At 65.3% G+C, this 12401-nt stretch carries 10 protein-coding genes; 6 read left to right on the top strand and 4 right to left on the bottom strand.

The window, feature by feature from the left end; genetic code table 11:
- The first annotated feature begins 17 nt into the window (after positions 1-17).
- Both E3227_RS04120 and E3227_RS04115 read left to right on the top strand, forming a co-directional pair.
- Positions 18-3437, top strand: a complete 3420-nt coding sequence (locus tag E3227_RS04120) for a murein biosynthesis integral membrane protein MurJ (protein ID WP_144317635.1) — start codon at positions 18-20, stop codon at positions 3435-3437.
- 113 nt (positions 3438-3550) lie between these two features.
- Entirely contained in the window at positions 3551-4114 is a 564-nt protein-coding gene (locus E3227_RS04115; protein ID WP_144317634.1) for a sigma-70 family RNA polymerase sigma factor, read from the top strand.
- A gap of 260 nt (positions 4115-4374) precedes the next feature.
- On the opposite strand, the gene E3227_RS04105 is transcribed toward E3227_RS04115, so the two are convergent.
- On the bottom strand, positions 4375-5724 hold the full coding sequence (locus E3227_RS04105; protein WP_144317273.1) for an IS256 family transposase: 1350 nt from the start codon (positions 5722-5724) through the stop codon (positions 4375-4377).
- Positions 5725-5729: 5 nt separating this feature from the next.
- Between E3227_RS04105 and E3227_RS04100 the strand changes: the two genes are divergently transcribed.
- The 4 genes from E3227_RS04100 (at position 5730) to E3227_RS04085 (ending at position 9762) form a co-directional block, all read left to right on the top strand.
- A complete protein-coding gene (locus E3227_RS04100; RefSeq protein ID WP_246062747.1) occupies positions 5730-7049 on the top strand; it encodes an HNH endonuclease signature motif containing protein in 1320 nt (439 codons plus the stop codon).
- A 107-nt stretch (positions 7050-7156) separates the two neighbouring features.
- A complete protein-coding gene (trxB, locus tag E3227_RS04095) occupies positions 7157-8179 on the top strand; it encodes a thioredoxin-disulfide reductase (protein ID WP_246062745.1) in 1023 nt (340 codons plus the stop codon).
- Between the two features lie 5 nt (positions 8180-8184).
- A complete protein-coding gene (gene trxA / locus E3227_RS04090; protein WP_136652522.1) occupies positions 8185-8508 on the top strand; it encodes a thioredoxin in 324 nt (107 codons plus the stop codon).
- 69 nt (positions 8509-8577) lie between these two features.
- Positions 8578-9762 (top strand): N-acetylmuramoyl-L-alanine amidase, encoded by a 1185-nt coding sequence (locus E3227_RS04085; RefSeq protein ID WP_136652521.1) that lies wholly within the window; start codon positions 8578-8580, stop codon positions 9760-9762.
- A 5-nt stretch (positions 9763-9767) separates the two neighbouring features.
- Here the strand turns inward: E3227_RS04085 and E3227_RS04080 are convergent, their stop codons facing one another.
- The 3 genes from E3227_RS04080 to E3227_RS04070 are packed head-to-tail and all read right to left on the bottom strand — an operon-like array spanning position 9768 to position 12399.
- Positions 9768-10418 carry a hypothetical protein gene (locus E3227_RS04080; RefSeq protein ID WP_246062741.1) on the bottom strand — a complete coding sequence of 217 codons (651 nt, stop codon included), beginning with the start codon at positions 10416-10418 and terminating at the stop codon, positions 9768-9770.
- Positions 10419-10427: 9 nt separating this feature from the next.
- Positions 10428-11414 (bottom strand): ParB/RepB/Spo0J family partition protein, encoded by a 987-nt coding sequence (locus E3227_RS04075; RefSeq protein ID WP_136652520.1) that lies wholly within the window; start codon positions 11412-11414, stop codon positions 10428-10430.
- Between the two features lie 4 nt (positions 11415-11418).
- Complete coding sequence (locus tag E3227_RS04070) at positions 11419-12399, bottom strand: ParA family protein (RefSeq protein WP_144317633.1); 981 nt, start codon at positions 12397-12399, stop codon at positions 11419-11421.
- Positions 12400-12401: the final 2 nt, after the last annotated feature.

Below are 12401 nucleotides of genomic sequence, written 5' to 3'. Positions count from 1 at the left end.
ACAGGAGAACACCCCCAGTGACTCAGCAGGACCCGACCCAGCACCAGTCTGGACTGCGCCGGCGCATTGTCACCCCGGCGCCACCAGCGCCCGTGCCAGCGCCTCGGTCGGCCTCGCCCGCGCAGAGCACAGACACCCTGGACCGAGACCGCTCGGCGCTCACCATCAGCCCCTCCGGCGAAGCGCTTGACGTCCCGCGCGCGCCCAAGGTCGCGGAATCAACCGCCGACGGGGAGCAGGCGCAGTCCTCTTCAAACGACGTGGTGCGCTCCACCGGGTCGATGGCGATTGCCACCCTGTTGTCACGCATCACGGGCTTTATCCGCACCGTGCTCATCGGCGCAGCGCTCGGTGCGCCGGTGGCCTCGGCGTTCAACACCGCGAACACCCTGCCCAACTTGATTACCGAGATCGTTCTGGGTTCGGTGCTCACCGCGCTCGTCGTCCCGGTGCTGGTGCGCGCGGAAAAAGAAGACCCCGATAGGGGAGCGCGGTTCATCCGCCAGCTGTTTACCCTCGCGCTGACCCTGCTCACCGTTGTCACCATCGCGGCGGTCGCGGCCGCGCCGTGGCTGACGCGCACCATGCTTGAGGACGACGGCAAAGTCAACGTCGTCCAGTCCACCTCGTTCGCCTACCTGCTTCTGCCGCAGATCTTCTTCTACGGCATGTTCGCGCTGTTCATGGCCATCTTGAACACCAAGGAGCACTTCCGCCCCGGCGCGTGGGCCCCGGTGGCCAACAACATTGTCTCCATCGTGGTGCTGGCACTCTACATGGCTGTGCCTGGGGCGTTGGACCCGGCCACGCCGGCGTCGGTAAGCAATCCGCACGTGATGCTGCTGGGCGTGGGCACGACCCTCGGCGTGGTCGTGCAATGCGCGATCATGCTGCCCGCGATACGCAGGCTCGGCATTGACCTGCGGCCGCTGTGGGGCATCGACGAACGGCTCAAGTCCTTCGGCGGGATGGCCGCGGCGATCATCGCGTACGTCGCCGTCAGTCAGCTCGGCTACGTAGTCACCACCCGCATCGCGTCTGCCGCCGACAGTGCCGCGCCGTTTATCTACCAGCAGCACTGGATGCTGCTGCAGGTGCCCTACGGCGTGATCGGGGTGACCCTGCTGACCGCGATCATGCCCAGGCTGTCGCGCAACGCCGCCGACGGCGACGACCGCGCCGTGGTGCGGGATCTGACCCTGGCCACCAAGCTCACCTTCATCGCGCTGATCCCCATCATCGTGTTCATGACCGCGCTGGGGCCCGACATCGGCCACGGCCTGTTCGCCTACCGCGACTTCAACGTCGAACACGCCCGCATCCTCGGCCTGGCGATCAGCTTCTCCGCCTTCACGCTCATCCCGTACGCGCTGGTCATGCTGCACCTGCGCGTATTCTACGCGCGCGAGGAGGCGTGGACGCCGACGTTTATCATCGCCGGCATCACCGCGACGAAGGTCGTGCTCTCGCTCGTCGCGCCGATGATCGCGGTGAGCACCTCCTCGGTGGTGATCCTGCTCGCGGCGGCCAACGGCTTCGGCTTCATCGCCGGTGCGGTGATCGGCGCGTTTCTGCTGCGGCGCAAGCTGGGCACGCTCGAGATGGCCTCGGTGATCCGCACCTCCTCCTGGGCGCTGGGCTCGGCGATCGTCGGCATCGCGGTCGTGCTCGGCCTCAAGCTGCTGTTCAAGGAGGTCCTCGGCATCAATGTGCCCGTGCTTCTGGGCTCGGTGTTCGGCAGCACCGGGCTGGAGTCGATCGGCTACCTCATCGAAATCGCGCTCCAGGGCGTGCTCTTCCTCGTCATCACCGGCCTGGTCCTGTCGCGTTCGGGGCTGCCCGAGGTGCAAAACCTCGGCCGCGCCCTGACCCGCGTGCCGGGCCTGGGCCGCTTCATCCGCCCCGACGAGGACAAAGCACTCGAGGTCGGCGAGGTCGACCCACGCGACGTCTCCGCCCAGTTCCTCGCCACCGACTCCTTCAACGCCTCCCCAGTCCCGCCGCCGATGTCCGCCGGTGTGGTGCGCGGCCCGCGGCTCGTGCCGGGCGCTGCCGTGTCCGACGGGCGCTTCCGCCTGCTGCGCGACCACGGCTCGACCCAGTCCGCGCGCTTCTGGCAGGCCCGCGAGCTGGCAACGGGGCGGATGGTGGCGCTGACCTTCGTCGACACCTCCGGCACCGCCCCGATGGCTCCACCGACCCCGCGCGAGGCCGCCATCAACGCCGCGGGCGTGGTGCGCCGCACCCGCAAGCTGGCCAAGCTCAAACACCCCGCGGTGGCGGACAACATCCAGATCCTGTCCTACCGCTCGGGCGCGCTCGTCGTGGCGGACTGGATCACCGGCTCCAGCGTCAAGGCTGTCGTTGAGGCCGGCCAGACCCTGCACACCGAGGCCGTCGCCCACGCCCTCGCCCCGCTCTCGAGCGCGCTCGGCGCCGCCCACGAGGCTGGTGTGCCGCTCGGTTTGGACAACCGCAACCGCCTGCGCGTCTCCTCCGACGGCGTGGTGCGCCTGGCGTTCCCCGCCGTTCTCCCCGACGCCTCGCCGGAGGAAGACGCGGACTCGTTTGCCTCCGCGCTGACGCTTTTGTCCAGCAACGTCAACTCCTCCGGCTTAGAGGAAGTCACCGCCACCGCCCGCTCGCTTGCCGACGCCCCCGCCACCGCCCCGGACGACTTCCGCGCCATGGCCCAGACGCTGGCGAAGCTGAGCCACTCTCCGGGTGATGAGGACGTGGCTGACACTGATACCGCACAAGAGGAGCCGGGTGCGGAGCCCGTCGTGGAACCCGCGCCCGAGCCCCAGGTAGAGCCAGCTGCCCTCAGCGGCGGCTTCGGCCGCCGTGACTACCGCCCGATTACGCTGCTTGTGATCTTGTTTTCGGTAATCACCGCGATCGTGCTCATCGCCGCGCTGACGGCGTACGTCGTGCGCACCATCGGCGGCGACGGCGCCACCACCCCGATTGCCCAGCAGACGACGTCAGCGCCCTCGGCAACGAGCGAGCTCGGCGGCCTCGACGTAGTCATCCGTGACCTCAACACCGAGCTCACGGGCACCAGCCCCGCCGCCGAGGCGGAGCTGGCCTTCGACGGCGACACCTCGACGGTGTGGACAGGATCTCGCGGCTCCGGGCTCGTCGCCACGGCGCAGCCTGGCTTGACCTTCGTGCTCACCCAGGTCATTGTCGCGGGCCCCACCGCGGGCTCTGATTACGAGGTCTATGGAATTCCCGCCGACGCACCTGATTCTCCCGATAGCGAGCGCATCAAGCTCACCACGGGGCGCTTCCAACAGGGCCGAAACACCATCGAGATCGACGCTGACCAGCGGCTGCGCGGGGTGGTCATGCTGTTCCCGAACTCGGGCGCCCCATCCGCCCCGGAAGAGATCGCGCTGCGCGAAATTTCCCTGGTGGGCAAGACCTACTTCTAGGCCAGCGGGGCGCAGTGTCACTGAAATGTACCTCGATGCGCTGTGCGGGCGGCGCGCATCGGCCACACTAGGCAGGGCAGGTATTACGGGGGACTTTTTTCGGGGGGTAAGTCATGGAGCTTTCAGATCAGCAGTTGGTCGAGGCCTACAAAGCGGGGGATCCGCAGGCGTTCGCGGCAATTGTGCGCAGGCATAAGCCGCGGCTTGCTTACATTGCGCGTCGATACGCGCGCAACGAGCAGGACACGCAGGACATTTTGCAGGAGGCGCTGTTCAAGGCGTCGCGGAACATGCACACGTATCGCTCCGAGGCGACGCTGTCGACGTGGTTGCACCGGCTGGTGATGAACTCCGGCTACGACTACATGGCCGCGGGGCAAAAGCGGATGCGCGACGTCAGCATCGACGACACCGAGCGCGTCTCGGCCGACGCGAACCCCATGCTCGCGCACGATCCCACGCCCGCGGTCGACCGCGCCATCGTGATGCGCCAGGCCATTGAGGCCCTGCCCGCGGCCCAGCGCACCGCTCTTTTGCTTATCGACGTCGCCGGCCTCACCGTAGAAAACGCCGCCCGCGAAATGGGCGTCAAACCTGGCACGGTGAAATCGCGACGCTCCCGAGCTCGCGACGCCGTGCTCAAGGCCGTCAACGAGCGCGGATCCACGGCGGTCTAACCGCTTAGCACACGTGTGTCACTATAGTGTGCATACAACCACGCCCGAACCATTGCGCACGAATGCCTGTGCGATTATAATGGGAGGTGTTGAAAGGGGGGCGCACATGGATGCGACGCACACGGGGGATGACCATTTCTTCCGCACACAACGACCAAACGACACGTTGGCACGCCTGGGCCAGCACAAACGCGACATCGAATACGAGATCTTCTCCACCTGGGCGAGGGTGTCCGATTGTTTGTGTGCGGGGGCTTGGTTTACAAGTAGTCCGCGAATCGGTCGGGGTATGCCACGGCTAGTTGGTTGATGGCTTGTTTCCACCCGGTGGCTTTCGCTCCTTCAATATAGCCGCTGCATTCGATGGCGCGCTTCGCTTTCTTCGCTCGCTGGGCAGCGCGCTTGTCCTCGATGTTGCAGATCATCAGCCACAGCGTTTTCAGCGCCGCGGTATCGTTCGGGAACTGGCCGCGGTTGCGGGTGGCTTTCCGCAGTTCAGCATTCAGCGATTCGATCGAATTCGTGGTGTAGAGCACCCTGCGGGCCGCCGGCGGGAACTGCAGAAACGGCACAAACCGGTCCCAGGCGTCGCGCCAGACTTTGACCGATTGCGGATACTTCCGTCCCAGCTCGGACGCCTCGAAAGCGTCCAGGGCGGCGCGGGCGGTGTCCTCGTTCGGTGCGGTGTAGACCTCCCGCAACGCGCTGGATACGGGTTTGCGGTCTTGGTAGGACACCCACCTGTTCGCCGCCCGGATCAGGTGCACGATACAGGTTTGCACCATGGAATTCGGCCAGGTTGCCTCCACGGCGTCCGGCAGGCCTTTGAGCCCGTCGCAGCAGACGATGAACACGTCTTGGACCCCACGGTTGGCAAGGTCAGCGCACACGGATGCCCAAAAACTGGCGCCTTCATTGTCTGCGATCCACAATCCCAGGATGTGCTTGATGCCGTCCATGTCGACGCCTACCGCCATGTAGCAAGACTTGTTGACCACGCGGTGGCCATCGCGGATTTTTACGCGTAGCGCGTCGAGGAAGATCACCGGGTAGAACTCGTCCAACTGGCGGTTCTGCCACAGCATCACCTCATCAAGCACCGCGTCAGTAATCGTGCTGATGGTATCCGGGCTCATGTCCACCCCGAGGGTGGTGGCGAGGTGGTGCTGAATATCGCGCACGGTCATCCCACCGGCGTACAGCGAGATGATCATGTCGTCGAGCTCGGTCAAACGGCGCGACCCCTTCGGCACCATCTGCGGGGTGAACGTGCCGGCACGATCCCTGGGCATGGTGACCTCTAGTCGGCCGTAGCCGGAATCGACGGTCTTGGTGTACGACCCGTTGCGGTGATTGCTCTCCTGTGCGGTTTCCAACCGGGCTTTCGCCTTACGGTCGGCATGGCCGTAGCCCAAATGTGCATCCATCTCCGCCTGCAGACCGGCGTTGATCGATGCCTGCAACAGGCCTTTGACCAGATCGCTTGCATCATCTGCAGAGGTCGACAGTTCGCTGATCAAGCTGGCGAGCTCAGGATTTTCCATCAGCTTCTCGCTGATCTCATTGACCCTTGCCGGGTCGTGGCCTTTCTTCGGTGACACCTTAGTCATTATCGGTGAAACTCCTTCTAGATCAGAGCCTCACACACAAACTTCCTGACACCCTCACCTGGGCCGAGACGGCACATGTGGTCGACGACTTCGAAGTAGAGATCACCCACATCCAACACGCGATCGGGGAGAGCAAAGCAGCAGTCGAAAAAGCCATCTTCGCCTACCGACGCCTGATCGACCTGCCCGGGCTGCGCCAGATTCAACACACCACACGACTGTTAGACATCAAACGCCTTGCCAGCATTGATACCGCCATTGCGGAACTTGGCCCCGACGTCGACACCGAGGTCTACGCCCACATTGACGCGTACCTAGTGGAGGTGTTTACCGCCACGAAACCCAACCAACCGTTGCTGACACCCAAAGCAATCGTGCACCGGCTTAGACGGCTCATCGCCCAGCTCGACAACACCGTGGGCTACGACGCGGCTAAACGCAAACGCCGCACCCGCCCACAAGACGCGTTCGTCATCCACGACTATGAGCTCGGTGCACGCTCCGGCACCACAATTGAGTGCGACAACACCACCCACGCCCTGATCCGGCAATACCGCACACACGTGGCACAAGAGAACAACATCACCGAAGACGAAGCAGCACGCCTGATCCTCACCGGTGAACTCACCGCACAACCCACGGTGACTATTTTCGGGTTCGCACCCCTGGGCCCCGATGGTGACATCGTCGACGGTGCATCAGTGTTTTTCCCCGGTACGGGGTGGACCGATGCTGAGGGCAGTGCTGTGGCCGAACAGTACGCCTCGCGCATCGTGGACCTTGGTGATGTTGCCGGCCACGAGATCGACGGCTATGTTCCCTCGGCCCGGATCAAAGCGTTCGCTATTGCCCGCGACGGCACCTGCGTCTGGCCGGGCTGTACCCGCGATGCACAGCACTGCCAGCTTGATCACCGCGTCCCCTACGCCGACGGGGGAAGCACAACCCCAGCGAATTTGTTCTCGTTGTGTCAACGTCACCACAACGTGAAAACGGATCGTCGTGCCTACTACATTCCCGACCCCACCACCGGCGACATCGTCTGGCTATTCCCCGACGGCACCTACGCCTTAACCGAGCCCGATGGGTTTATCACCACCCAGCTCGGGGCGGACAACCCCCGGTGGAACCACAGCCTCGACCAGCGACGTGTCCTGCGTGACCGCGTCGCGACGTTTCTGGCGAAAGGGCACACAATCCTCGACGCCTACGACACCACCGGCAACTACAACACCTGCATCGAAGCCCTGACACGCCTCGAGCAGGAATACCGCATGACCTTCCCCCACAAACCCGACACCAACCCAGACGCCAACTCCGGGTAAGAAACCACCACCACACTCCTGCGCCACTGATCAAAGTCGCTCCCGTCGAGGCGGGCAGTAGACTGGCATCCGAGATATCCGCGAATGCTGAAAAGAGATCTACCGCTATGACCAACCCAGGCTTCAACTTCGTCGTGCCCTCCGCCGGCGACGCACCTGCCGAGGACACCACCGCCCAGCCAACGACAACGCAGGCCGTGCCGGGCGAGGTGCGCGACCTCATCGTCGTCGGCTCTGGGCCGGCCGGTTACACCGCCGCGCTCTACGCCGCGCGCGCCGAGCTCAAGCCGCTCGTCTTCGAGGGCTACGAGTTCGGCGGCGAGCTGATGAACACCACCGAGGTGGAGAACTACCCTGGGTTCCAAAACGGCATCATGGGCCCGGAACTGATGATGGAGATGCGCTCGCAGGCCGAGCGCTTCGGCGCCGAGCTCACCCCCGAGCTCGTCGACCGCGTTGACCTTAGCGGCGACGTGAAGAAGGTGTACGTCGGCGAGACGGAGTACCGCGCCCGCGCGGTCATCCTGGCCACCGGCGCAGCACCCCGCCACCTCGGAGTGCCGGGGGAGACCGAGCTGACCGGGCACGGCGTGTCCACCTGCGCCACCTGCGACGGGTTCTTCTTCAAAGACCAGCACATCGCCGTTGTCGGCGGTGGCGACTCCGCGATGGAGGAGGCAAACTTCCTCACCCGCTTCGGTTCGAAGGTGTCCCTGATCCACCGCTCGGAGAACTTCCGCGCCTCGCAGATCATGCTCGAGCGCGCCCGCGCCAACGAGAAGATCGAGTTTGTCACCCACACCATCGTCGAAGAAGTGATGGAGAACGCCGGCAAGGTTGCCGGGCTCAAAATCAAGAACGTCCAGACCGGCGAAAGCTCCGTGTTTGATGCCACCGCAATGTTCGTCGCCATCGGCCACGACCCGCGCTCCGGATTCCTCGAAGGCCAGGTCGCCACGGACGAGGCGGGCTACGTTGAGGTGCGCCAGCCGTCGACAGTGACGTCGCTGCCGGGTGTGTTTGCCTGTGGCGATCTGGTGGACAACTACTACCGCCAGGCGATCACGGCGGCTGGCTCGGGCTGCCGCGCGGCCATCGACGCTGAACACTACTTGGCCGGTCTAGAATGACGGGTATGAATACGCCGATTGACGTCACCCAGTCCACCTTCAAGTCCGAGGTCGTGGACTCCGAGACCCCGGTTGTCGTGGACTTCTGGGCCGAGTGGTGCGGGCCGTGCAAGAAGCTTAGCCCGATCCTCGAGCAGATAGCTGAGGAGATGAGCGGCCAGGTCAAGGTGGCCAAGGTCGACGTGGATGCCGAGCGCACGCTCGGCGCGATGTTCCAGGTTATGTCTCTTCCGACCGTGATGATCTTCAAGGACGGCGCCGCCGTCGACACCCTGATCGGCGCGCAGCCGAAGAGCGAGATCGTTTCGCGGATACATCAACACATCTAGGCCACCCGCTAGGTAATATAAGCTTTTTGTTGTCCCATACTCGATGAGCTCCCCGAAGGAAGGCGCGAAGTGACTGACGTTTACCGTGTTGGCGATTCGAGCGCGCGCGTCGCTGAGGTGCGGTCGACTCTCGCACGACTCGGCATGCTCGACGGTTACGACGGCAAGGTCGGGGAGTGGAACTCGCGCCAGTTTTCGCACCAAGAGCTGCTTTTCGACGCCCAACTGGCGGAGTCCCTCAAAGCCTTCCAGCAGTCCCGCGGCATCGTGCCCACCGGTGAAATCGACACCGTGACCCTGCGCGAGCTGCGCGAGGCCTCCTACACCCTCGGGGCGCGCGTGCTGTCGTTCCAGCCGAACCAGATCATGGTCGGCGACGACGTGCGCCAGCTACAGGAACAGCTCCAGGAGCTCGGCTTTTACTCCCACCGAGTGGACGGCCACTTTAACAAGCAGACGCACAAGGCGCTGGTGAACTACCAAATTAACTCCGGCTTGGAAGGCGACGGCGTCTGCGGCTCCGACACCCTGCACGCGCTGAGCCTTCTGGGCCGGCGCATCACGGGTGGGTCCGCCCACGCGATCCGCGAGCGCGAGCGGGTGCGCCAGGCCGGCCCCCGCCTGTCCGGCAAGCGCGTCGTCATCGACCCGAGCGTGCACTGCTCAGCGCACGGCACCTCGGTCCGGGGTCCCTACGGTGACATCAGCGAGGAGGAGATCCTCTGGGATCTTGCCCAAAGGGTAGAGGGGCGCATGGTCGCCGCTGGTATGGAAACCATCTTCTCGCGCCCGCGCGGGGATAACCCTTCGGCGAAGGAGCGCGCGGAGCTGGCCAACAGCTTCAACGCCGACCTGATCATCTCGCTGCAGCTCGATCGCTACCACAACGAGCTGGCCAACGGGGTGGCCACCTTCTACTTCGGCTCTCAATCCGGCGCGTCCTCGCTCACGGGTGAGACCCTTTCCGGTTACATCCAGCGCGAGATCGCGGCGCGCACCGACCTGCGCAACTGCTACAACCACGGGCGCACGTGGGACCTGCTGCGCCTGTCGAAAATGCCGGCGGTCGAGGTCGTGGCTGGCTACGTGACCAACCCGCACGACGTGAAGATCGTCGCGAACCCGCGCGAGCGAGACTGCATCGCCGAGGCGATCGTCGTCGCCGTCAAGCGTCTCTACCTGCTCGAAGAGGACGACAAGCCGACCGGCACCTACTCTTTCACCGAGCTTTTGCGCCACGAACACGCCATGTAAGGCGCTTAGCCACCGACCGGAACCTCGGCGAGCAGCTCTGCAATTTCCGCGGCACTGAGTAAATCGTGGGCGGGCGGCAGGTCCAGACGCAGCCGGGGGATCACCGGGTGGTCGCGGACCACTGTGAACCCCGCGGACTCGAGGACGGGGACCTCGACAATCCCGATGAGCGCCGCCTCGCGGATGATCCCGCGGCACAGGTCCGACGTCGGTTGAGCGCCGGGGCGCAGACCGAACACCTCGAGCGCCGCAGCGCCGCGCTCGGTGGCGGCGATGATGACGGCGTCGAGAAGTACGGATTCCCAACCGCGACCCCGCGAGGCGGTGTCAGTGTGCAGGCTGGTGACCAGCCACGCGTCGCGGCTCGGCGGGGCTGTCGGCATCCGCACCGCGCCAGGAGCGTCGGCGACGGGGCAAAACAGCACCGTCGCGAACGCTCCCACCGTCGAGGTTGCCTCGGCGATGCTGAACCCCACCGTGGACTGGCGCAGGGCGCGCTGCACGAGCCAGGCGCCCTTGTCGGCCTCCGACTGCGCCCCCGTGTACGCGCTGTGCAGCGGGTCGAGCTCCCAGAAGGTCGAGGTCGCCGTGTGGCGGTGGATGCGCTCGAGGCTGTGGTAGGTCAGAGCCACCAGGCTGGCTTTGGGCGCCGCCACGTCTGCCCGCTAGCGGTCCCGGATGAGCGACAGGATGCGCTCCAGGTCGTCGCGGTCGCCGAACTCGACGACGATCTTGCCCTTGCGCTTGCCCATGGTCACGGAGACTTTGGTGTCCCATTCGTCGGCAAGCCGCTCGGCCGCGTGGGAAAGGAATTCCGGCTGGGGGGCGGGCTCGCGCTTGGGTTTGTCTTCCGCGGCTCCGTGCCTATTCAACAGGGTCACGGCTTCCTCCGTCGCGCGCACGCTCAAGCCCTCGGCCACGACCCGGTCGGCGAGCTTCTCCTGCTGCTCCGCGCCGGCCTTGACACCAAGCAACGCGCGCGCGTGCCCGGCGCTGAGCACGCCGGCGGCGACGCGGCGCTGCACCGTGACGGGAAGGTTCAGGAGGCGAATAGAGTTGGTGATGCGCGGCCGGGAGCGTCCGAGGCGATCGGCCAGTTGCTCCTGCGTCACCCCGAACTCCTGCAGAAGCTGCTGGTAGGCGGCCGCTTCCTCCAGCGGGTTGAGCTGAACGCGGTGGATGTTTTCCAAGAGCGCGTCGCGAAGCATGTCGGCGTCGTTCGTTTCGCGCACGATCGCGGGGATGTGCTTCAGACCCGCCTTTGACGACGCCCGCCAGCGGCGCTCGCCCATGATCAGCTCGTAGCCCTGATCGCTTTCGCGGACGACGATGGGCTGCAGCAGCCCGAACTCCTTGATCGAGTGCACCAGCTCGGCGAGCTCGTCTTCATCGAAGACCTGGCGCGGCTGCTTCGGGTTAGGGAAGATCTCACCGACAGGAATTTCCTGGTAGCGCGCCCCCATGCCGATGGGCTGCTTCGGCCGCTCGGCCTGGGGCACGACCGTCGGGGCGCCCGGGATGCCGCCCAGGATGACGTCGGCGGCGCCGTCGCCAAGCCGGCCGGTCTTGCCCGTCTTATCGGCGGATTCGGTGCTAGATGGGATCAGCGCGGCGAGACCGCGACCCAGCCCGCCCTTGCGTTCCTGTGCCATGTGCTTAGTCTCCATCCTGTCCGGTATTTTGGGCCTTGTCGAACTGTGCCGCCACCTCGGGGCTCACGCCAATGGGGCCGGTGGTGGGGTGCGGCTGGAAGTCCCCGCGGGTAGCCAGCTCGCGCGCCGCGTCGAAGTAGGCGAGAGCCCCGCGGGAACCCGGGTCGTAGTCGATCACTGTCTGCCCGTACCCCGGCGCCTCGGACACCTTCACGGAGCGCGGGATGACGTTGCGTAGTACTACTTCGCCGAACTGGGAACGCACCTCGCCGGCGACCTCCTCGGACAGCCGCGTGCGGGCGTCGAACATGGTGAGCAGGATCGCGGAAATGTGCAGGTTGTTGTTCAGGTGTTCGCGGATCATCCCGATGTTGCCCAGAAGCTGGCCCACGCCCTCAAGCGCGTAGTACTCGCACTGGATGGGGATGAGAACCTCATCAACAGCGGTCATCGCGTTGATGGTGAGCAGGCCAAGGGACGGCGGGCAGTCGATGAAGACGTAGTCGAACCCGTTGTCCTGAATGAACCCGCGACGGATCGCGTCGCGCAGGCGGTACTCACGGCGCACCAGGCTGACCAGCTCAATCTCCGCGCCAGCCAGGTCGATGGTGGCCGGGATGCAGAACAGGTTGTCGTTGCCGGGCGAAGGTGCCATTGCCTCGTCCGCCTGGGCCTCGCCGATGAGCAGCTCGTAGGTCGAGGTCGTTCCGGCACGGTGCTCCACGCCCAGCGCGGTCGACGCGTTGCCCTGGGGGTCGAGGTCGATCACGAGCACTTTTAGGCCCTGGCGCGCGAGCGCTGCGGCGAGGTTCACCGAGGTCGTGGTTTTGCCCACGCCGCCCTTCTGGTTGGCCACGGTGAACACGCGCGGCTGCTCGGGGCGCAACAGGGTGGTGCGGCCCGACACCACCTGGGCAGCGCGACGCGCCGCCGCCGCGATGGGAGTGTCATCCCACTGCTGGTCGTCGTTGTGATCTTCGATCATGG

The organism is Corynebacterium sanguinis (assembly GCF_007641235.1).
GTDB lineage: Bacteria > Actinomycetota > Actinomycetes > Mycobacteriales > Mycobacteriaceae > Corynebacterium > Corynebacterium sanguinis.
This window is presented reverse-complemented; position numbering and strand designations above follow the sequence as displayed.